The organism is Bacillus cereus group sp. TH152-1LC (assembly GCF_027710505.1).
GTDB lineage: Bacteria > Bacillota > Bacilli > Bacillales > Bacillaceae_G > Bacillus_A > Bacillus_A mobilis.
This window is the reverse complement of the sequence record NZ_JAQFNK010000008.1, coordinates 18,500-41,437: the sequence shown is the minus strand read 5'-3', so window position 1 is coordinate 41,437 and position 22,938 is coordinate 18,500. Positions and strand designations below refer to the sequence as shown.

Below are 22,938 nucleotides of genomic sequence, written 5' to 3'. Positions count from 1 at the left end.
TATATTCCCCCAGTGGTTTTAAATTTTATTTTCTCTTCTATTATTTCTCTTCAATAGGTGCTAATTCCGCTTCAATTTCTGCTCGCTTTTCTTCTAAGAACGGCGGTAAATCAAGTTTTTCTCCTAAATGCTCTACATCTCCATCAACTGTAAATCCTGGTCCATCTGTCGCAATTTCAAATAGGATTCCGTTTGATTCGCGGAAGTATAAGCTTTTAAAGTAGAAACGGTCAATAATGCCTGAAGAATGGAAACCTTTTTGTATCACCTGTTCTTCCCAATAAGCTAGCTCTGCATCGTTTTTTACACGAATTGCTAAATGATGAATGCTACCACGGCCCGGCTTTTCAGTAGGACCATCCAAATATTTCACAACGATTTCTCCGAAGGCTTCTCCTTTAATAGACTGGAAAATCGCTTCTTCGTCACTTCGGCTAACTTCTGTATAACCAAATATATCTGTTAATGTACTCGCCAGTTTATCAAGTCTACGCACTGTCATTTCCACTGAACCCATTCCTTGAATTTGATGTTGTGCAGGAACTTCTGATTTCTCCCACGTTTCCCAGTGCTCCACTTTTTCTCCGTTTGAAACGAGTAGTACGAGGCGAAGACCTTCCGCATCCTCAAATTGCAAAGCAGGACGATTTGCATATGTTGTTATTTCAGTATGTTTTACACCAAACTTCTCAAATCGTTCTTTCCAGTAATGTAAACTTTCCTCTGACGGAACGAGTAATCCGATTCGCGTAATTGCATTCGTACCACGGTACGTTTTTCCTACTAAAGGAATTTCAAAAAATGATAGTTCTGTACCTGGACTTCCTGTTTTATCTCCGTAAAATAAGTGATACATGGACGGATCATCTTGGTTTACTGTCATTTTCACACGGCGTAAACCAAGTACATTTTTATAAAAATGGTTATTCTCACTCGCATTTTTTGTAACCATTGAAATGTGATGATGCCCTTTAATTTCATACATTGATAATTCCTCCGTTTCATTTTACTAGTCAAGTGATAATTAAAAAATAATATACTTCTTAGCTTTTCAATTTATTCTCATTATGTTTTTGTAAATTCATCTTAGTTTTTACTGAATAAGTTACTTCGTTTTTTTTAATCGAAAGCAACTGGGTGTATGTTTTTCATATGACTCAATCGCTTTCGTTACTATCACTTTACAACTCAAGTGATTAAAAAGCAAGTGATTTATCTCAGATTCGAGATATTTTTTATAAAGTCTTATGTACTTCCTATAAAAACAGCTGTGCAGAAATAATATAGTTGTTTAAAAATCCTTATTCCACGAACGGAGCAGGTTCGTGAAATCTATGGTAATTAGGTTTGGCTGGGAATTTTGTCGATGATATTAAAAAAGACACCGAAGTGTCTTTTTTTTTTTCAAATTAAGCATACCGATAAATTAAAATTTAATGACTTAACATTATGCTTATCTTAGGAGCGAGGTATTTTATCGGTGAGTGTATACAAACCATGTAATGCTTGCTGTTAATAATGTTGACGAAATCAAAGCTGTAAGAACACTACATGTTTGCCAAATAAGTAGTGTTTCCCAATCGAAAGCACAGCACAGTATACCCAGGGCAATCGTAGCGGTCAGGAAAATAACTGTTACGGTTATTCTCTTTTTTGTCATTGGCTGCTGATTATTCGTTTTCCTTCTGCGTAATCCTAAGAGAAATAGCAAAACAGCCAATAGGAAAAGAATAATTGTGATAGACGACAAAATGATATCCAAAAGCTGTGTGCCGCTTATTTCATATGACTGAGTTAGATTGCCTTCTAATATATCTTTAACTTTTAGTACTATGTTTGTATTGGTATTTGCGCCGTTGCTCAGCAAGGAGACGGCTGTTCGTTCATTTGGCAGTATGACTACTTCGGTTCTGAAATTTGGATTGCCCCCAGTGTGTTCTATAATCGTTTGTTCGGCGTTTACGGACCAGCCTGCCGCATAATACATACCGTTGACAGCCGACACAGACATATCACCCCTATGTGATTTTTCGATAACCATGTGAAATATTTCGGGTATGTCCTGCACGATCCCCATCTGTATGCCCATCCAACGCGCCATATCTTTTGTATTAGAAATGATGTAGCCTGCGGGTTTATTCCCAGCATAATCCGGAGCTTTAAATGGAGTTGTCATAAAAAAGGAAGAACGGTAGCCCTGTGCCAACTGTCCAGTGGCTTGAGTATCTTCTTTATAAACATATGTCTGGTGAAGACCTAACGGCTGAAATACCTGTTCCTTCATAAAGTCTTCATAGCTTTGTCGCGACACAACCTCAATAACCAAACCCAATACGTCATAATTAACGGTTCCATAGTTATACTGTTCACCGGGAGGGAACGCCAATTCAGCATCAACGAGCATTTCCACAGTCTTTTGCAACATATCCGGTGTATTGCCTTGTGGAATATTTTGAAGATGCCTAATATTTGTTAGACCACTGGTATGGTGAAGAAAGTTATTTAGTGTAAGACTTTGCATATCAACAGGTTTCCCTTGATACTTTAATGTAAACCAAGGTAAATATTTTTGGACAGGGTCAGTCATTGAAAGCAGCCCTTGCTCTTCCAATAGCATAATACCCATACCGGTAAAAGCTTTACTGACCGAGGCTAACTCATAGAGTGTATTTTCACTTGCAGACAATCCCTTTTCACGGTCTGCATAACCTGAAGAAAAGTAGAACACTTCATCATCAGCAAGTATTGAGATTGACATTCCCGGCACACCTGATATACGACAGGCATCATCTAGCAACGCTTGTATTGCCGCAGATTGCGAATCTGACAACGCATAACTTTGTGTTGCAAATCCTGAGAATAATATAAATATCGTTAATACAAAAACAATAATCTTTTTCATAAACTCTCCTTTTTGGAAAATTATAAGAGAATAATATAAATAACCTCCTTTTACAACTACGAAACTAAATTTTAATGTATCTTTCTATTCACCTGTATAATATCAAACAATTGCGAATAGTTACACTTGAACGAACAGATGGATGTAATTTGAAACAACTTTAAAGAGCCTTGCTACGTAGAATGTAGTAAGGCTCTTAGCTTTTAATAATCAAAATTCAATAACTTTATTATCATTATACAACAGCCCCACTAAGCGTATTAACACTTAATGAGGCCATTTGATTCACATTATTAATTATGGAACGTCGGTTTATAGAACGAACGATTATCAAGTGCAAAGACACGCTCAGTATATTCGCCTGGTTTTGTGCGTCCTAATGCGCGGTCCATCATATTCATTTTTGCATCTAAGTTATCGATGTAGTGCAGAATTTCTGCTTCTTTTACTAACGGTGGTTTTGGGCTACCCCATTCTGCTTTTCCGTGGTGAGAAAGGACGATGTGTTGAAGAATTAATACTTCTTCTGCATCGATGTTCAGCTCATCTGCGGCTTTACCAATTTCGTTCACCATAATAGAAATGTGGCCTAATAAATTTCCTTCTAACGTGTATGTTGTAGAAATTGGGCCAGATAATTCGATTACTTTACCAAGGTCGTGTAAAATAACACCCGCATATAGTAAGTCTTTATCTAAAGATGGGTATAGATTTGAGATAGCTTTCGCTAAATCAAGCATCGATACGACGTGATAAGCTAATCCAGATACGAATTCGTGATGATTCTTTGTCGCTGCTGGATATTCTAAAAATTCATTTTGATGCTTATTTAATAAATGTCTTGTTAGACGTTGAATATTTGGATTTCTCATTTCAAATATGTATTGCGTAATCTTCTCGACCATATCTTCTTTTTTCACTGGCGCTTTTTCTACGAAGTCTGAGATGTCCGTTACTTCATTTTCATTCGCAACTCGGATTTGTTTCACACGTAATTGAATACGGCCTTTGTAGTTTAGAATGTCACCAGCTACTTTAACGATTGTTTCCGCTACATATTGTTTCTCAACTTCTGGTGATACGTCCCATAGCTTCGCTTCAATATCTCCACTTGGATCTTGTAAGATTACTGTTAAAAACGGCTTTCCATTGCTTGCTAGACCTTTTGTCGCTGTTTTAATTAACAAGAAAACATCGACTTGTTCACCAACTTCATATTCTGCAATTTTCTTTTTCATTCGAATTCCTCCACCATATCAGTTACTTTTAGTATAGCACACTACAACTCATTTTCTTTACGCTTACGCACTAATTTTATAATCTGTTTTTCTGTAAAATACGTTAGTAAATGCGCATGACAGGTAAAGAAGATCACTTGCCTATCTTTCGCAATTTCCTTTATGAGTTCAATCGTACGATTCGTCCTTACCGCATCAAAATGCACGAAACTATCATCAATAATGAAAGGATAATCATGCTCAAATGTTTTCGCTAACGCAAATCTCAGCGATAGATATAACTGCTCTGCTGTCGCTTGGCTTAGTTCATGACTGTAAAAACGCATACCATCGTTACGCTCGACAATGAACGGCTCTGCCTCTGACGGTGAAAAGATTTTACTATATCGTCCGCCTGTTAAATACACAAAGTACTCTTCTGATTTTTGTAAAATACGAGGAAGATGTACTTCGTGATAATATTGCTTCGTTTTCGTTAACACTGTCTTTGCGGCCGCATACGCAGCCCACTTCTTCACTTGTTCACGCACTTGCGCTTTTTTCATTTCCCATTCATGTAGTAAATCACCGTACGTATTTCCTTCTTCTAAATTCGCAATTTCCATACGATGCTTCGCAATGCGCTCTGTCAGTTCTTTTTCCTTTGTAAGACAGTTTTGCGCGGCTGTCATTTCTTGCTTTAATTTCTCATCATAACCGTCAGCCTCATAATGTTCAGCTAATGACAAACTCGTTAAACGCTGTTCTAATAGATCAATTTGCGGTAATAAACGCCCTACTTGCTTCTCAGCATCTTCACGTTTTTCGGCTAGTTTACCCGCTTCTAAAAACATCTCTTCATCTGTAGAATGTGCGATATGCCATAAACTATCTCGTTCTACTAACAGTTGTTTCAATTGCTCTTGCATAAACTCATACTCTTCTTGCCATTCCGTGAGCTTCTCTTTTAGCTGCTTACAAGTTTGGCGTTTTTCTTTCTCATTTTGCATACGGATTTGCGCCTCGTGCAGCTTACTATACTCTGCACTACCGATAACAGTTTCTAGTTTATGTTCAAAATGCGAAATCATTTCATACAATGAAGATTTGCGCTCACTTTTCTTCTCTAAATCACGATATAATTGCTGCATTTTTTCCATACGCTCAAACGCCGGCAATATGTGTGCATACGTATAAAACTCAGGGAACGTATAGCGCATTTTATACACATTTACTTGTTCGCTCATGCGGAACGTTTCTCGTTCCCATTCCTCATACGATGAAACGACTTTATCATACGCTCGCTCCATTTGCTGTAACTTATACGATTCGCGCTCAAATAGCTTACGAATCTCTTCATCTTTTTCTAACGCATAGCGCACAGACATCGCTTCTTCACTTTGTCTTCCGCCAGCACTTTGCTGAAGAGTAAGGAGCTCCTCTTGTAATCCACTTGACGGATCTTTATATAAAACAAGGGCAAGAACAATCCCTACAAAAATAATGACACTAATAAATAAGAGCGGGCGATTGTCTATAAATAAGCTTGTGAATAAAACGACTGTGTTAATAAGAAGTAACAGAAGACAAACTCTTTGCCACTGCTTTTTCTTTTGCACTGCTGCTCCTACTTTTTCTTCATACTTGCGCTTCATTCTCTCTGCGCCCATACCGATAAACGCCGCATCTTGGAACGACTTCTCTTTCTCAACTAATGCACTTCGCTCTTCATCCGCTAACATTTGTTGCTTAATTTGTCTTATGTTTTCTTCTTGTTCCTCTAATTGATCCTGCGCTACTTTAAAACGATCATCGAGCTGTGCTTTTTGCGTTTCTAATTCGCGCGCCTTTTGCACTGCTTGCGTAATTAACTCTTTCGTTGCCAAACTCATATCAAACGAAAGAACTGTTTCTTTTTCAAAAGTAGCACCAATTTGTTGCTCTAATTCTGCCAGTTCTTCTTTTATATTCGTAATCGTTCCTGTCATATCGCGCATTTCTTGTCGTGCACTTTCATAAGACATGTGCTGCATACGAAGTTCTTCTACATAACTTTCTTTTTGCAAAAACACTTCATCTATTTGAATCGATTCCATTTCCAATTGCACATTCTCAATTTTTTTATGAAGCGAATCCACTTGTAATTGAAGCGGCTCCATCTTCGCCTTAATCGCTTCATAACGCGCCATTCCGTTTACAGGAAATTGCCCGCTCTCGTTTTCTAACACTTTCTCGTGCGCACGCTTTTCAATAACGAGAGGTTCAAGCGCTGCTAATATTTCATAATCTTGCTTTCGTTTTTCTGCACTCTCTTTTTCCAAGCGAACAGTAGCAAGTTTCTCTTCACTTTCTTTTAACTGCTCCACTTGCTTTTCATACGTGCCAATTTTCCCTTGCCACTCTTTCATCTTCTCTTCAAGCTTCTTCATTTCTTGCAGTGACACGTTAATTTCTGGTTTACGCCCACTCGGCTTAAAGCGCTGATCCATTTCTTTTTCTAGCTTTTTATCTAGCTGTAATAACGCATCACTTCCGACTGCGCTTGCTGAAAATAAATAATTTCCGATATCCGCTTCGCCGAGCTGATGAATGTTTTGAAGACCGTGCATATCAAATGAAAAGACAGATTCAAATAAACTTTCATTCATCCCGCTTAATATATCGTGTAAAATTTCCTCGCCGGCCGTTTTCCCGTCTTCAAAATAAACGATCACCTCGCCAGCTGCTGTCTTTGGCAATCGTTCAATTTTCAAACGACCATACTTCTCTGTTTGCACAATCATCGCACCGCCGTACTTGCCGCCTTCTTTCGGCTCATAACGACGTTGTCCTCTCGTCGGAAAACCGAATAAAATACTTTTCATAAATGAGCGAATTGTCGATTTCCCCGCTTCATTTTCACCATATAAAACAGTCAGCAATGAAAGATCCATTTCCACATTTTCTAATTTTCCGTACCCATAAATATGGAGTTTTTCAATTCTCATTTTTTATCCCTCTCTTGCTGGAATAATTGCTCTAAAATAATATTTTCTGCTTCCTTTTGAATCTCTTTCTTCTCTTCTTCTGTAAAAGATTCAATACTATTACGTGCTACAGGAGATGTCCAAATACTGCGCAATACTCCGTCCATATTGGTGAAAGCTTCTAACTCTTTCAGCACACTACCGACGAAATGATTTTCCTCTTTCAAACGCTCGATTTCCGCAAACGAAACCGTCTCATTTTTCCACTTCATCGCATATACGAAGTCTTTTCTCTCTTCTCCAGCTGCTAAAATATGAAAAATCTCTTCTACACGTTTTTCATCACGTAAATAAGGAGAAAGTGGTCCCTGCCCTGTAAATACGACAGTTAAAAGCGTCCCTTCTTCTTCTCTTCGGCATTCATTCATCGCACTTGATATCACAGTCATAAGTTCATCGACAGTTTCAAGTCCATCGATATTCACTTCTATCTCATCCCACACAACATCCGCCGTATGGAAAAATGAACATTGAGTTCCTTGTTTCGTAAGTTCAATAAGATACGCACCCTTTTCGCCCGTTTCCTTACGATGACGCCCCTGTATATTACCTGGATAAATAATACACGGCCCTTCTGATAAAATTTCACGTTTATGTATATGACCCAGAGCCCAATAATCAAACTGCTTTTCTTTTAGCTCACGAATTTGAAACGGTGCATAGCGATTATGCACTGCATCCCCTTCCACACTTCCGTGAAGCATACCAATATGAAAAGGCGCATCACTCATTTTCGTATACTGCGCTGTCATATTATCCGTTACCGCTTGCTGTAAATAACTAAACCCGTAAATAGAAGCTACTAGCTCACCATTTTTATAAAATGATTTCTCTTCTACATAAGGCTCCGTAAACACATGAACATTTTCCGGAAACTCAATTGCTGCCCAGCTTCCCCCTAAATGATCATGGTTACCGTGAATAATAAAAACAGGGATATCATACTGCGACAGTCTCTTCATTTGCTCGCGCACAAACACTTGCGCCCTCAAACTTCTCGTCTCCGCATCATACAAATCCCCGGCTAGTAATACGAAATCAACGCGCTCTTGAATCGCTTTATCAACAATACGTTCGAACGATTCAAACGTACTCTGCTTCATTCTCTCCCAAACAGACTGCGCAACATTCATCTCCATCCCTTTAAACGGACTATCCAAATGCAAATCAGCCGCATGTATAAACTTCACTTGTTTCACAAATAACGATCCTTTCTATCTTTCAAAAGTTTCATTTTATCAATATTAAAATTGCTGAAAACTTTAATAAGTAGGAATGAATAGACACCCCCGCTTATTAAAGTTTCACTTTACCCCGTATTAACGGGCAGTAGACAAAGAAGCTTATCTGAAAGTTAACTGCCCATAAATACCCGATTGGTTCAACTAATAATAAGCAGGGGATGAAAAAACTCCCCCGCTTATTAAAGTTTCACTTTATTGTAACACGCAATGTCATATATTTCTTTGCATATTCTAGTGATTTATGCCAAAATAGTTATAAGATTCTGATTTTTATTATTGGAGGGAATTTTCATGGGAGTATACGTTCTAACAGTCTTTGAAAAAGATGGTTCAAAAGCATTAGACGAATCATTCGAGGCGGCAACTGAAAAAGAAGCGAAAGCAAAAGGTGAATCTATTTTACAAGAAAAAGGATTGTATGAAAAAACACATCGCTGCACATCTTCTGCAGGTAAGCTCGTTTTATTCCAGCGCTAAAAAAAGAAGCGTCATCCGCTTCTTTTTACTCTACTATATCTTCGTCACACCACGTAAACGCCACATCTAGAATGCGATTACCGATACGTACGCGCTTATTCCATTTTCCTGTTTGGATCTGATGTTGCAATTCTGCTTTCATCTTTTCCGTCCAGTCGTGAATCGTTTCACTACCGTTGTACGGATATACGCTTGGAAACTCTTCCTGCAGTAGATGTAAGCTCTCTGCATCAAAATGAAAATGGAAGAAGTAGTTTGCTGTAAGCGATGATTCTTGCAATCGTAAAAAATGATCATCAACTTGCTTTCTATTTCTATAGAAAGTAAAGATATTCACTTTACCGCTCGTAATTTGGTCAATTTGAATTTCGTGCTTCTCTATAATCACGTCTTGCCCACCTCGTTATATACTATCCTTAGTATATATGTCTTTTGCAACAAAGTTAACCATTTTCGCGCGAAATTCATTTCCTTCATTATATTACCTGTACCTCCAAGTACAATCAGAACAAATAAAAACAAAGTTGAAGGGGAGCGATTACATGTATTTCGGAAGCAAAGGTTGGTATGTAAAAGAACTTAAAAAATTAGGTATTCGTACTTATGAAGGTAAAAAACTAGAATCATATCGTACGCATGTGTTATCTAGTTTACTTGAGAGAATGAAGAGAGCTTCGGCTTAATTGATGTAGGAAGCAACTACGGTTGCTTCCTTTTTATTTAGCTGAAAAAAGAAATAATCCTATCTTATTTACCATTATACTCTCTTGATAAAAACCACCCATTATCAACTGAATCTCTAGTACCAAATACTCTTCCAGATAATCATTTGTATATATTTTAAATTCTCCATACTTATTAACTCGTCCGCTTCCAACATACATATCACCACTTGTTATGATAATTGTTGAATGAGGTTCTGCACGGCCCCATATACGATTATTACTATATTCCAAAGCATCCACATTTATTTTTTGATGAATATTATTAACTGAATCTCTACATTTATTTTCACACAAATTAACATTGCTTTCTTCTGCCCTCGAAAGTGCTCGATTTCTGCTAGTCTTTTCTGAAGAGAAAGCAACATTCCCCAGCCAACTAAACCTATCAAATATAGTAATAGGTAGAAACATCTACGTTAACTCCCCCATTCTTCCAATACTTCCTTCTCATTTTTTTATCAACTACAGTCTTTTAATGAGCTTACAGCAATACGTTTTATGTTGGGATAAAAGAAAACAGCTTTGATTTCCTATTCAATTTCGCACTGTTAATTTGTACAGAACACATAGAATACTGGTTTTCACCCCAGATGTAATGACAACACTACACAAAAGAAACCACGGTCCATTAAATGTAAATCCATCTTCAAATATATTAATAATAATTATGTTGCCAATTATTAAGAGAATCCATGAAATGGAAAACTGTTTTCCATTTGTAATATATAAAATTTCATCCTCATAACAGACTGTAATTCCCCCACCTTGCCAAACACCAATAGCGAAAGAAACAAGCGTAACTGCCAGTAACTCTGCTTGTAAATCCCTAGTCATTGGATGCGGCGCCATATAAGTAATAATCCCTATCATCATGAGAAAAGCTATAATATCTATCCAGTTTAATTTTCTTTGTTTGCTTTGCAGCCAAATAAAGAAAATTAATACAGGAATTAAAAGCAAAGTTTCCATTTACTTATTCTTCTTCCTTTCCTACATTAGAAACGTCTATAATTGTAATGCAATTAGATTGTTCTTAAATCTCTCATACTTTCTGAAGCATAACATGAGAAAGAAATAAAAAAATCGTACAAAAGGGCAAGCCTTTCATGTACGATTGGGCATATATAATGTTTTAAAAATGAATCAACTTCCTTTCAATAGATACAGCTACTGCTTCTGACCGTGAATTAACACCTAATTTATTGTATATATTTGTTAAATATGCTTTTACCGTTCGCTCAGCTATTCCCATATCAAATGCAATTTCTTTATTCTTATATCCCCGCGCAATAGCTTTCAGCACAAACAATTCTTTAACCGTTAAGTTATTTTCTACAACCTTATCAGCATGTACTTCTTTCCTTTTATACTTCACTATCTTTTCCATAATATTTGGTTGTAGTAAAATCTCACCTCGAATAGCCGCTTCCAATGTTCGAAACAAATTCTCTCGATCCGTATCTTTTAGCAAATATCCTTTTGCCCCTAACTCAATTCCCTTTAACATTAATTCATCTTCATTATAAGTAGTTAATATAATAATCGGCGTATGGTTTTGTTTTTCATTCAAAGCCTCAATTGTTTCTAAACCACTCATTTTAGGCATATTCAAATCCATTAAAATGACATCAGGTTTCTTCTTTTCTATGAAAGAAATGGCTTCTTCTCCGTTTGCAGCCTCACCTATAATTTGAAATAAATCACTCGTTTCTATTATTAATTTCAGACCTTCTCTTACAACGAAATGATCATCTACAATTAATACATTATGCTTCATGGCTATCTCCTTCTTTATTTATAGGCACTTGAATATACACTTTCGTACCTTTCATCTTTTCACTCAATATATGTATTTCTCCCTTAATCAATCGAACACGCTCATTTAGACCAATTAAACCATAATGTCCAGGATTCTTACCGATATATCTAGTGTCAAAACCAATTCCATTATCTTCAACTTCAATAGTAAGTTTTTCAAGATCATCGATATATTCAACATTTAAATTTACATCTGCTGCCTGTGAATGTTTTGCGATATTTGTTAAACATTCACTAATTACATATAAGCAGTGCTCTTTTACTACGCTTGAAATATACGGTGGACTTTGGATAGTACATCTCACATGTATAGACGTAGCTTCAGAAAAACGTTGAACCTCTTCTTTTACTGCTCCATTAAATGAATTAGTAGTATGACGCAAATCATCAATAACCAACCTTGCATCATGTAAAGTTTGTCTCGCTCTTATCATAGTTTGTTTCATAATCTCTTGAGATCGTCCTGTATTCCCTTTTTGCATATGGGCATCTATCGCTTCCAATTGCATAATTAAGCTTGCTAAACCTTGCGCTAACGTATCGTGTAAATCTCTTGCCATACGCTGCCTTTCATTAGCTAATGTCAATTCTTCCACTCTCATATATGCAGACTCTAACTCTTGAATATAGCTCTGTATACGATTACGTGCATCAAATTGCTGCTTATTAATATAAGAAAAAGGAATAATAATTGCTAACACTAAAAGAAACATAGAAATAAGAATAGCTAATTTATTCACACCATAATTGATACTAATTGCAGCACAAAATATTGCATACATAAGAGTAAAAACTGCCATTACTTTAAATATATTGTTATAAACATATAAACTTTGAGCGATTAAAATAGGAGTTAATCCAACAAAAATCGCTATCGAAGCATTTGTTGCAATAAACGCAGCCAAAAACACAATGAAAAGTTGTACAAAAAAGAAGTACAACAATTGCCTATTTTTTAATGAACTCGCATACCAATGAAAAATAGTATGAATAACAATGACTATTGTAAAGAAAAAACTATCCATAGAGAAAATATTATTACGAAATTCTAAAAGTATTGAAGCTATATATACGAGTGTAATCCATAAAATAATAAACCTTCTTGGAATAAATACCACTTCCAATACATTTGTATCCAAATCTATATTTAAACTAATTTTTTTCATATCTGACCTCCACCATTACATTATACAAGATGCAACTTACATTTTGATAAAGTGAAGGCTTTTACATATAGCCCGACTCCCACAAATAGCGGGATAAGTCACTTATTCCTCTTCATCCTCATTACCAAATACAAATATGAATTATTGTATATCGAAATGCATTGATGTTTATGTAAGATTATTATTCAGCAATCCATACAATGCTACATAATTAATGTATATTTTAAAAGTTTGCACAATCAAAATCTCCTCAAAGTATAAACGTCGACTTTCTGGTCCCTTTTACTTAGTGCTAATGAAATAATCATTTAAATTGAAAATGCTATAATAAACCCAATCAAACTAAGGGGGCACATTTATCTTGCACGGAAAACACATTCAATTTCACAAGTTCGGCAACCCAAAAGATGTATTACAAGTGGAATATAAAAATATAGAACCATTAAAAGAGAATGAAGTTTTAGTCCGTATGTTAGTTAGACCGATTAATCCATCTGACTTAATTCCCGTTACGGGAGCGTACGCTCATAGAATTCCGTTACCTAACATACCTGGCTATGAAGGTGTTGGTATTGTAGAAGATGTAGGTGCTGGCGTTACGAGAGAGCTTATCGGTAAACGTGTTTTACCGTTACGCGGGGAAGGTACTTGGCAAGAGTATGTGAAGACATCAGCTGATTTTGTAGTCCCAATTCCAGATTCCATTGATGATTTCACAGCGGCGCAAATGTATATTAATCCTCTTACGGCGTGGGTTACTTGTACAGAAACGTTAAACTTACAGAGTAATGACGTTTTATTAGTGAATGCTTGTGGGTCCGCTATTGGACATCTATTTGCACAGTTATCACAAATTTTAAACTTCCGATTAATTGCTGTTACACGAAATAATAAGCATACAGAAGAATTACTGCGCCTTGGTGCTGCACATGTAATTGATACTTCCACTGCCCCTCTTTATGAAACAGTTATGGAATTAACAAACGGGATTGGTGCAGATGCTGCGATTGACTCTATCGGAGGACCAGATGGAAATGCATTAGCTTTCTCCTTACGTCCAAACGGGCACTTTTTAACGATCGGGCTTCTATCAGGAATACAAGTGAACTGGGCAGAGATTGTCACGAAAGCAAAAGTACACGCGAACATATTTCATTTACGACATTGGAATAATGAAGTGTCATCATATACATGGCAAGAAACGTTTCGTCACTTAATTCGCTTAGTGGAAAATAAGCAATTACGTTTTATGACGGTACATTCTACGTATGACTTAGCGGATGTGAAAGCAGCAGTTGATGTTGTGCAGTCTGCTGAAAAAACGAAAGGGAAAGTGTTTTTGACGAGTTATTAAATGCAATTGAAGGATCTATTTTGATTGATTTTTTCAAAATAGATTTTTTTATGTCTTATAAACCCTATTTTAGTATCCTGGCTTCAACTACCTAAAAAATAACATTGTCAACTGAACTTAAATTGGTTATCATAAAAGCGAATATAACAGGAGATGAGCAGATGAATATGAACGAAAAGAAATCTTTTTCAAAAGTTTCTCGGCGGAAATTAGTCGATGAAGTGCTAGAACGTCTACAAGAGAAAATCTTTTCTGGCGAGTATGAAGTTGGCGATCGCCTTCCTACAGAGCCGCAATTAATGGAAGAGTTAGGGGTAGGACGTTCAACGCTGAGAGAAAGCATAAAGATATTAGTACATGCTGGCATATTAGAAGTTCGACAAGGACAAGGTACTCGTATTGTCTCACTCAATACAACGCAAGATTCATTTGAAAAACGACTGCAAGCAGCTAATATACATCATGTGTATGAAGCACGAAATATGTTAGATAAGGAAGTAGCAATGTTAGCGGCACAGCGCCGAAGTGACGAGGATCTTTTATACTTAAAAGGACATTTGAGTAAAAGAAAAAATGCCCTTCAAGAAGGAAATTATGTAGCATACATAGATGCAGACATTCAGTTTCATCTAGCCATTGCAAAGGCGAGTAAAAACGAAGTTCTACTTGATTTGTATCAATCTTTCGTACCTGCCCTTCGTCACATTTTAAGCCAATTCATATTAAATACCGCGAACTATGAAGATAACTCTGACATTCATGAAAAGTTATTTCAAGCGATTTTAAAACAAAATACTGAAGAGGCACGAACATACGCTATTCAAAATTTGGAGCTGAAATAAGCTCCTTATCTATTACACACAAACATCAGATGATATACCCAATAACATCTGATGTTTAAGAGAGGAGAAAATAAAATTGAAACATCAAGAACGAACTTATTTGTATATACTAGCACTATTTTTTGTTTCCATTAATTTACGTATCGGAATTACATCTGTTTCACCTTTATTAGAAACAATCCGACAAGACTTACACATAAGCAATTTCTCCGTTAGTTTTTTAACAGCTATTCCTGTTTTTTGTATGGGGACATTTGCCTTACTGACTGGGAAGGTAATTAAGAAATACGGGGCAGAAAAATCAATTATGGCTTGTCTTATTTTAATTGGCTTGGCAACATGTATGAGGGTTTTTACCTTTTCCATTTCAACATTATTCATGAGCGCTTTATTTATCGGTATTGGAATTGCACTTGCAGGTCCGTTACTATCAGGTTTTATTAAAGAAAAATTCCCTACGAAAATCGGCTTAATGATTGGCATATATTCAGTTGGTATGGGAACTGGGGCTTCTTTAAGTGCAGGGTTAACGATTCCTTTACAACATGTATTAAAAGGATCTTGGAATATGGCACTCGCTTTTTGGGGTGTACTTACGATTATCGCCATTATATTTTGGTATCCTGTTATGAAACGAAAAAAGAATACGAGTACACAAAATAAAAAGAATAATAGCTTACCTTTAAAAAATAAAAAAGCATGGTTATTTACAATCTTTTTCGGATTACAATCAGGAATATTTTACTCTATTACGACTTGGCTTGCGCCGGCAAATCAAAGTATGGGTGTAAGTAGCGAGCAAGCGGGTACTCTTATAACTGTTTTTACAGTCATTCAAATGATATGTAGTTTTTTAATTCCAACATTAGCGGATATTTATAAAAACAGGACACTTTGGTTATTAGGGAGCATATGCTTTGTACTCGGAGGTTTATCGCTTATGATTTACCCATTAACTACACCATGGCTCCCTTCTATCCTACTAGGTATCGGGCTCGGCGGCGTATTTCCACTCGCTCTCATGCTGCCGCTATATGAAACAAAAACTTCAGAAGATGCGAGTGCATGGACTGCTATGATGCAGTCAGGAGGATATATTATGGGCGGATTCATTCCTGTCCTAGCAGGAATCGCTCGTGACTATTTTAATAGTTATACGCAAGTTTTTATTATAATGGCATTTTTAAGCTTCCTTTTATTCCTATTAACTTTAGTTATGAACAAAAGAAAAAGAAATGCAGAAGATCTTGTCTCCGCTTAAATTAAAAATGTTAATATATGGTATAATTTAGTTAAAAACGAAAAGAGCTTCTAACATGTGGTTCATTTCGGCAATCACGCCTGTTTTAATAGTTGGTGGAATTGTAGTATTTGTAATAAAAAGATTAGAGCATAAATATAAGAACGGCAAATTGGGTAAGAAAAAATCAAATGAGGCTCAAATTTTATTAGACAGTTTAATACCTATAGGAATGCTTGTTGGCTGTATAATCGTTTTGATTTTCGGTATGTTTTTCCCGGACTTCTCCCTGCTTCCAGTTAGTTTAGGATCTGGAATAGGCTATCTATTTGGTTATTTCGCCTATGAAATTTATAGTAAGACAGGAGATAACTTTTCATAATCCAAAAAGAATAATCAGGACATTACATAGTAGTCATATACAATATGTAATGTCCTTTATTTTTGCACCAATGCTATCACCCTACCTTCCACATCCTATACACCTTTTTGATTGATTTTCCTCTCCTCCCTCTTTTGTATATTCGCTTTTTTGTTTTCATTGGATCTATACCCATAGTAAAGTAGAGCGCATGTAATGACAGAACCTACAATGTATCCTAAAAAGCACCCTAACCAAAACATAATGTAATCGCCTCCAATCCTTTATAAATTTTATGTAATATAACTCTTTACATGCTCAATCGTTTATTTCTATCAACTATACACTCTCTAAAGCTATTCATACCATTTATTTCTCTTCTTACCTCAAATAACAATTTTATTATTTGTCATAAAATTAACAACTTCGTTAAACATATATAAAGATTGTTGTATTTTTTACTTTTCTCTTTGAAAACAATATATACTACATTTGAGATAAGCAAGTGTGTCTGCTTATTATCTAAATTCCCGTGCAATACCCCCTCACGAAATGCTAGGAGAGCACTCCTAGCATTTTTTACAATAACCCTTTTCCTATTTTCAACATATGCACAGTATAGTTTTTTTTCAGCTTATCATTTTAGCGAGTTAGTACATTCACTCTCATCTTATTTTTCATTTATAAAAATCCATCAGCTCTTCTTCATGTTAACTTTATTCATGAAACAAAAAACATCCCCTCAAAGCATAAACTTCAAGGGGTGAGCCTGTTTTTTATTTACTTATATACGTACAGCTGTACCACTTACAGCAACCATTAACATTCCATCACGAACAACCTCGTAATCTACGTCAATACCAACGATAGCGTTCGCACCTTTTTGTTTTGCAAGTTCTTTCATTTCATCCATTGCGATATCACGAGCTTCTTTTAGCTTGCTTTCATAAGAACCAGCACGACCACCGACAACATCACGAACAGAAGCGAATAAATCGCGGACAATATTTGCACCCATAATAGCTTCACCATTTACAATATCGATATACTCAATAATTTCTTTACCTTGAATTCCAGACGTTGTTGTTACAATCATGACTGACACTCTCCTAATAAGTTGTAGTTTGAATAAGCTTTCTTATGTCTTTATTATGACATGGAAAAAGTATCTAATCTATTGAATTACCTTACAGCAGTGTGACAATTTTGTAAGAATAAAACGCCCATTATGTTCAATAAAGCGCTTTTACATTTGGATACATAAATGATTCTCTATTTTCTTTCCAATCCTTTTCTACTTCTTTAAACGTTGGTCGCCCTACTTCTTCCTTGTTTTTCTGTTTACGAAACCATTTCTTCACATACTGATCTCCATTTTTATTTTGAACTGTACAAAGGAAACTATTACTACTATCCTTTACTATTTTTACAATCACGAAAAGGCACCTCTTTCCTTTTAAATACCAGAATAGAACTTGATCTTTTACTATAAGCCCTTCCTCTCTTATAGTCATACGACTCCTCGGCCGCGCCAAATTGGTAAGATCAAAAACGATATTCACTATGTTTAGTGATGTACATATTATTTAAAGAAATCAGAGTTATACGCATTATGCTTATCAAATATTTTATAGATTTCTAACTTATCATCTAATTTTGCATCTACTAAAATTAATATATTTCCATCGTAAATGTATTCTTCATATTTCTTAGCATGTTCCTCAGGGATTCCTAAGCCGATAAATGCTCCTATTAAACTTCCAGCTCCTCCGCCAATACCGGCTCCTCCAATAGCTGCTGCGATAGGTCCTGCCGCTACGATTGGACCCATTCCAGAAATAGCAAGTATACCAAGACCTGTTAATAAACCCCCGAGTCCGCCTGCTACTCCTCCTGCCACAAGCCCTGTTGCTGAAAAGATATCCGCTTTATGTGCGGTTTCATGATTCACTTTTTCACCCGATTTTTCTTCCAGATGTTCAATTTCCTTTTGATCCTTTGCAATAGCTGAAATATTATCAGCTGGATATCCTTTACCTTTTAATTCATTAATAACACATGCCGCATCATCGATTGTTCTAAAAACACCTACTATTTTTCTATCTACATTCATAACTATTAACCTCCTAAAGTTTTATATAATGTATCTTTATCTTTCTTCATTTCTGTATACACTAATCTTCTTATTAACATAACCATTTATGAAAAAAGCGAATAGTAAAAGCATTACAAGCGAACTACTTAACAAGTAAATTAAATCAAATGTAATATCAATCATCAGTTCATTCATGTATACCAGACTCCTTTTTATTTAAAGTAAAAGTATATTTTTATAGACTAGAAATCTTACAATTCATCTTCAGTCAATCTCTTTGTAGTTTATGTATACCCTCCGTAACCCTTTCTAAACATAAAAAACTATAATTATATTTTTTCTTATTTATATGTTTAACATTTTTTAAAACGGGTATGTTTATATTGTTATGCTTACTATATGGAAAGGAATATTTCAATGAATGCAATCCAATCTACTACTATTCTTTATAATGAAACACCTACAATAACGCAGATTCATCATTTTTATGCTTTGATGACAACATTTCAAACAACTTTATTTATAGGTAAACACGGAACACTTACTTCTATTAAAAACTTAAGCACATTAGTATCTTTTTTCCTTACTGTCAAAAAGAAAGAACTTGTATTATTTATCTTTGAAGGAATAGATGCAAAAAAAGCTTTAAGAACACTCTTTCCTTCTTAAAAGTTTTATGATTCCCCTATTCCCTCGATTGTTACTTTTCATATATGTTTTTATATTTCAAAATGAGCTCCTCAATTCAAAACGAGACCCCCTAATACAATAGGGGGATTTCTAGTTTGGCCTTACGAAAACTGATATAATATATATTACGTTTTTCATTCTTTACGATTGAAAACTCTTAATAACCTTGAAGGTAGGAATTTTTAATGAACTCGAAAGCAAAATTTAGTATTCGCTACAAAATTATGGCTGGTTATTTAGTTATCATTTTGTTCTTACTTATTTCTTTCATTATGCTAAACAATGAGATTTCTAATTTACAAAAATCTCGTAATTTTATTATTGATCACGATTTTAAAGTTCTTAATTTAACGAATCAAGTAGAAAAAGAATTGCTAACAATTGAAAATAAAGCGAAAGGATTTATCACTTCTAATGATGCAAATTACGTTCAATCCCTTAACGCTGCGGAAAAGGATTACGAAAAACATTATCAAGATCTTTTTGCTCTATTAGCGGATAACCCCTCTCAGCAAGAAAAGTTAAAACAGATTAATGAAAACATTACTAGTTGGATTAATAAAGAGATTCACCCACTTATTACAAATAGCAATAGTAATAACGTACAAGCAATCGACACAACTCAAATTCAGTCACTACAATCGCAGGTAACGAACTTCCGTAGTGTTGAGGAGCAACTAACGAAGAAAAGAGCTGCACAATTAGATACTGAAAATAATAAATTAGAGCTTTGGTTATACAGTTTATTGTTCTTACTTTCTTTTATTTCTATTATCATTTCACTCTATATTTCGAATTCCATTACAAAAACGATTAAAAATGTAATTCAAGCTATTAAATCCATTTCTTCTAAAGAAAAAATTACGGAAAGAATTCATGTAAATACGCGGGATGAAATAAAAGATTTGGCTCATACAACGAACCATCTACTAGACGAAATATCTAAAAGAGAATGGTTACAAACTGAGCTTGCAGAGTTAATTTTAAAGTATCAAGGTGTATCTTCTATCGAAATGTTAGGTAATAAAATTCTGAGCGGCATTATACAAAAAACGCAAACTTCTTGTGGTGCATTTTATGTACGTGAAGAAATTGAAGACACTGTTTACTATGTGAAGAAAGCTTCTTTCGCCGATCAAGGTTCTGATATTGGGAAACAATCCATTAAAATGGGTGAAGGTTTCATTGGGCAATGTGCTTTAGAAAAGCAAAGCTTTGTTCTTCGAGAAATACCAGAAGAATTTCGTTATGTCACTAGCGGCTTATTAGAAATACGCCCTCAAAACCTACTAGTTATCCCTATCTTATTTGAAGATGAAGTGATTGCAGTAATGGAGTTAGTAAGTGTAACTGAGATTTCAGACTTGCATCAAGATTTAATTCAACAAACTGTTGATAATCTAGGTTTAACAATCCATAGTATTATGGGACGTATGCGAATTCAAACTCTTTTACATGAATCACAAGCGATGACGGAAGAGTTGCAAGTTCAATCAGAAGAATTGCAAACGCAAGCTGAGGAACTACAAATGCAAGCCGAAGAATTAAGAACAACAAATGAACAATTAGAGTCTAGAACGGAAGAGGCGGAGCAAAAGACAGCTGACTTACAAATTACTAAATCAGAATTAGAAGAAAAAGCAAGTGAGTTATTACGTAGCTCAAAATACAAATCAGAATTCCTAGCAAATATGTCACATGAATTACGCACACCGTTAAATAGTATTTTACTATTATCTGAAATGTTAAAAGAAAATCATGATAATCATTTATCCGATGATGAAATTGAATTAGCAACTGTCATTCATTCATCAGGGAAAGATTTACTTACTTTAATTAATGACATACTAGATTTATCGAAAGTAGAAGCCGGGAAACTAGATGTGATTTTTGAAGCAACTAATATAAGTGACATGGCAGCAAGTATGCAGCAAAACTTTTTACATATCGCTGCACAAAAAAATGTCGAATTTACCGTTAAAGACAGTGATATGATTCCTGATCTGTTTTATACAGATGCAAAACGGATTGAACAAATTATTAAAAACTTATTATCCAATGCATTTAAATTCACAGAAAAAGGATCCGTCTCTTTACATTTTGATTCGATAGAAGCAACTCATTTGAGTCATGAAATGCAGTCTATAAGCAATGATTGGATGACAATTTCGGTAAAAGATACTGGTATTGGTATCGCTACAGAACAGCATCAACTTATTTTCGAAGCCTTTCAACAGGCAGATGGCGCAACGATTCGAAAATATGGTGGTACAGGCTTAGGATTATCTATTTGTAAAGAGTTTGCTAGATTGTTAGGTGGTTGGATTACGTTAGAGAGTCATGTAGGAGAAGGTAGTACTTTTACCGTATATATTCCTAACCTTCCAAATGGGTTAACTGATACACAAGTATCCAATTTAGAAGTTGCAGCAACGATAGAAGATGTTGTTCCTGCTGAAGTTGCTGAGGAAACTATTGTGACGCCAGAAACAAATAACGTCTTCCAAGAGAAAACTATTTTAATTGTCGATGATGATCACCGAAATATATTTGCATTACAAAATGCATTAAAAAAACAACATGCTAACATTATTACTGCACAAAACGGCATAGAGTGTTTGGACATACTAAAAAACAATACAAATATTGACCTTATTTTAATGGATATTATGATGCCGAATATGGACGGTTATGAAACGATGGAACATATCCGAATGAACTTAGGGTTACACGAAATACCTATTATCGCATTAACTGCGAAAGCAATGCCAAATGATAAAGAAAAATGTTTATCTGCTGGCGCTTCAGATTATATAAGTAAACCATTAAATTTACATCAACTCTATTCGGTAATGAGTGTATGGTTAATAAAATAAGTGAGGTTTAGTTTAAGTGGAAAATAAGTATTATAATTTTGATCCATCTGTAGATATGGATAAGCGTACGAACTTAGAAATTGAATTACTATTGGAAGCAGTATTTAAACTATCTGGCTTCGATTTCCGCCAATATGCTCGCACATCTATTTATAGAAGAATTTGTAATCGAATGCAGCTCTCTAATATCCCAACCATTTCAAGGTTAATTGAAAAAGTAATTCATGAGGAAGGGTTTTTAGAACAGTTATTAAATGATTTCTCCATTAATGTAACTGAAATGTTCCGTAACCCTAACTTTTTTAAAGCGCTCAGAGAGCATGTGATTCCTGAATTAAGAAAGCAGCCCGAAATTAGAATTTGGCACGCTGGATGCGCAACTGGTGAAGAAGTATTATCCATGTCCATCTTACTTCATGAAGAGGGATTAAGTGAAAAAGCTGTTATTTACGCAACAGACATGAATACAAATGTGTTAGAAAAAGCAAAACAGGGTATCCTTCCGTTAAATAAAATGCAAACTTATACGAAAAATTATTTACAAGCTGGCGGTACACAAGCATTTTCTAACTATTATTCAACAGATAATCGTTTCGCTTATTTTAATCCTTCTCTTTTACAAAACATTATTTTTGCTCAGCATAATTTAGTAACTGATCAATCTTTTAATGAATTTCATATTATACTTTGCCGTAACGTTTTAATTTACTTTACAAGTAAACTTCAAAACCAAGTACAGCAACTATTTTATGAAAGTTTAGGTCACAACGGATTCCTATGTTTAGGAAATAAAGAAACTCTCCGTTTTTCACATATAATGCCGCATTATATTCAATTTAATCCGAACGAACAAATCTATCAAAAAATACAATAAAAAGCGTATGAAATCCTCTTTTTGGATTTCA

The 22,938-nt window shown here is 35.2% G+C and carries 23 protein-coding genes; 9 read left to right on the top strand and 14 right to left on the bottom strand.

The features are described from left to right. Positions 1 to 40: 40 nt before the first annotated feature. From PDL00_RS18745 to PDL00_RS18725, 5 genes are all read right to left on the bottom strand, one after another. Positions 41 to 985 (bottom strand): ring-cleaving dioxygenase, encoded by a 945-nt coding sequence (locus tag PDL00_RS18745; protein WP_270730592.1) that lies wholly within the window; start codon positions 983 to 985, stop codon positions 41 to 43. 489 nt (positions 986 to 1,474) lie between these two features. Continuing rightward, positions 1,475 to 2,902: a serine hydrolase domain-containing protein gene (locus PDL00_RS18740; protein ID WP_270730590.1), complete on the bottom strand. Its 1,428-nt coding sequence runs from the start codon at positions 2,900 to 2,902 to the stop codon at positions 1,475 to 1,477. Positions 2,903 to 3,195: 293 nt separating this feature from the next. Continuing rightward, positions 3,196 to 4,140, bottom strand: a complete 945-nt coding sequence (gene yhaM, locus PDL00_RS18735; protein ID WP_000726650.1) for a 3'-5' exoribonuclease YhaM — start codon at positions 4,138 to 4,140, stop codon at positions 3,196 to 3,198. Between the two features lie 41 nt (positions 4,141 to 4,181). Further along, positions 4,182 to 7,106 carry an ATP-binding protein gene (locus PDL00_RS18730; protein WP_270730586.1) on the bottom strand — a complete coding sequence of 975 codons (2,925 nt, stop codon included), beginning with the start codon at positions 7,104 to 7,106 and terminating at the stop codon, positions 4,182 to 4,184. Continuing rightward, entirely contained in the window at positions 7,103 to 8,344 is a 1,242-nt protein-coding gene (locus PDL00_RS18725; protein WP_270730584.1) for a metallophosphoesterase family protein, read from the bottom strand. The genes PDL00_RS18730 and PDL00_RS18725 overlap by 4 nt, the downstream gene beginning before the upstream one ends. A 336-nt stretch (positions 8,345 to 8,680) precedes the next feature. Here PDL00_RS18725 and PDL00_RS18720 point away from each other — a divergent pair, with 336 nt between their 5' ends. Further along, on the top strand, positions 8,681 to 8,866 hold the full coding sequence (locus tag PDL00_RS18720; RefSeq protein WP_000539551.1) for a YhzD family protein: 186 nt from the start codon (positions 8,681 to 8,683) through the stop codon (positions 8,864 to 8,866). 25 nt (positions 8,867 to 8,891) lie between these two features. Here the strand turns inward: PDL00_RS18720 and PDL00_RS18715 are convergent, their stop codons facing one another. Continuing rightward, positions 8,892 to 9,254, bottom strand: coding sequence for a hypothetical protein (locus PDL00_RS18715; protein ID WP_270730582.1), 363 nt, complete (start codon positions 9,252 to 9,254; stop codon positions 8,892 to 8,894). Between the two features lie 154 nt (positions 9,255 to 9,408). Here PDL00_RS18715 and PDL00_RS18710 point away from each other — a divergent pair, with 154 nt between their 5' ends. Beyond that, positions 9,409 to 9,549, top strand: coding sequence for a YflJ family protein (locus PDL00_RS18710; RefSeq protein ID WP_000273537.1), 141 nt, complete (start codon positions 9,409 to 9,411; stop codon positions 9,547 to 9,549). A 33-nt stretch (positions 9,550 to 9,582) separates the two neighbouring features. Here the strand turns inward: PDL00_RS18710 and PDL00_RS18705 are convergent, their stop codons facing one another. The 4 genes from PDL00_RS18705 to PDL00_RS18690 all read right to left on the bottom strand — a co-directional run bounded on the left by PDL00_RS18705 (position 9,583) and on the right by PDL00_RS18690 (position 12,575). Continuing rightward, entirely contained in the window at positions 9,583 to 10,002 is a 420-nt protein-coding gene (locus PDL00_RS18705) for a hypothetical protein (protein ID WP_242256365.1), read from the bottom strand. A 123-nt stretch (positions 10,003 to 10,125) separates the two neighbouring features. Further along, entirely contained in the window at positions 10,126 to 10,560 is a 435-nt protein-coding gene (locus tag PDL00_RS18700) for a hypothetical protein (RefSeq protein ID WP_098871519.1), read from the bottom strand. 163 nt (positions 10,561 to 10,723) lie between these two features. After that, complete coding sequence (locus PDL00_RS18695; protein WP_242256363.1) at positions 10,724 to 11,368, bottom strand: response regulator; 645 nt, start codon at positions 11,366 to 11,368, stop codon at positions 10,724 to 10,726. After that, positions 11,358 to 12,575, bottom strand: a complete 1,218-nt coding sequence (locus tag PDL00_RS18690; protein ID WP_151631422.1) for a sensor histidine kinase — start codon at positions 12,573 to 12,575, stop codon at positions 11,358 to 11,360. Before PDL00_RS18690 ends, PDL00_RS18695 begins: the two co-directional genes overlap by 11 nt. 358 nt (positions 12,576 to 12,933) lie before the next feature. Between PDL00_RS18690 and PDL00_RS18685 the strand changes: the two genes are divergently transcribed. From PDL00_RS18685 to PDL00_RS18670, 4 genes are all read left to right on the top strand, one after another. After that, positions 12,934 to 13,929 carry a zinc-dependent alcohol dehydrogenase family protein gene (locus PDL00_RS18685; RefSeq protein ID WP_270730797.1) on the top strand — a complete coding sequence of 332 codons (996 nt, stop codon included), beginning with the start codon at positions 12,934 to 12,936 and terminating at the stop codon, positions 13,927 to 13,929. A 161-nt stretch (positions 13,930 to 14,090) separates the two neighbouring features. After that, positions 14,091 to 14,771, top strand: a complete 681-nt coding sequence (locus PDL00_RS18680; RefSeq protein WP_088028904.1) for a FadR/GntR family transcriptional regulator — start codon at positions 14,091 to 14,093, stop codon at positions 14,769 to 14,771. 76 nt (positions 14,772 to 14,847) lie between these two features. Then, a complete protein-coding gene (locus tag PDL00_RS18675) occupies positions 14,848 to 16,032 on the top strand; it encodes an MFS transporter (protein ID WP_270730577.1) in 1,185 nt (394 codons plus the stop codon). Between the two features lie 55 nt (positions 16,033 to 16,087). After that, positions 16,088 to 16,393, top strand: a complete 306-nt coding sequence (locus PDL00_RS18670; protein WP_270730575.1) for a hypothetical protein — start codon at positions 16,088 to 16,090, stop codon at positions 16,391 to 16,393. 763 nt (positions 16,394 to 17,156) lie between these two features. Here the strand turns inward: PDL00_RS18670 and PDL00_RS18665 are convergent. From PDL00_RS18665 to PDL00_RS18650, 4 genes are all read right to left on the bottom strand, one after another. Further along, on the bottom strand, positions 17,157 to 17,468 hold the full coding sequence (locus PDL00_RS18665) for a YbjQ family protein (protein ID WP_000637510.1): 312 nt from the start codon (positions 17,466 to 17,468) through the stop codon (positions 17,157 to 17,159). Positions 17,469 to 17,604: 136 nt separating this feature from the next. Continuing rightward, a complete protein-coding gene (locus PDL00_RS18660) occupies positions 17,605 to 17,808 on the bottom strand; it encodes a DUF4028 family protein (RefSeq protein ID WP_061674059.1) in 204 nt (67 codons plus the stop codon). A gap of 146 nt (positions 17,809 to 17,954) precedes the next feature. Continuing rightward, entirely contained in the window at positions 17,955 to 18,485 is a 531-nt protein-coding gene (locus PDL00_RS18655; protein ID WP_242256357.1) for a general stress protein, read from the bottom strand. A gap of 36 nt (positions 18,486 to 18,521) precedes the next feature. Further along, positions 18,522 to 18,662: a hypothetical protein gene (locus tag PDL00_RS18650; protein ID WP_001004256.1), complete on the bottom strand. Its 141-nt coding sequence runs from the start codon at positions 18,660 to 18,662 to the stop codon at positions 18,522 to 18,524. A gap of 222 nt (positions 18,663 to 18,884) precedes the next feature. Here PDL00_RS18650 and PDL00_RS18645 point away from each other — a divergent pair, with 222 nt between their 5' ends. From PDL00_RS18645 to PDL00_RS18635, 3 genes are all read left to right on the top strand, one after another. Then, the gene (locus PDL00_RS18645; protein WP_000991709.1) at positions 18,885 to 19,136 is read left to right on the top strand and encodes a hypothetical protein; all 252 of its coding nucleotides are present in this window, start codon (positions 18,885 to 18,887) and stop codon (positions 19,134 to 19,136) included. A 206-nt stretch (positions 19,137 to 19,342) separates the two neighbouring features. Then, positions 19,343 to 22,033 (top strand): ATP-binding protein, encoded by a 2,691-nt coding sequence (locus PDL00_RS18640; protein ID WP_270730571.1) that lies wholly within the window; start codon positions 19,343 to 19,345, stop codon positions 22,031 to 22,033. A gap of 16 nt (positions 22,034 to 22,049) precedes the next feature. Next, positions 22,050 to 22,907: a CheR family methyltransferase gene (locus tag PDL00_RS18635; protein ID WP_242257433.1), complete on the top strand. Its 858-nt coding sequence runs from the start codon at positions 22,050 to 22,052 to the stop codon at positions 22,905 to 22,907. Positions 22,908 to 22,938 lie beyond the last annotated feature (31 nt).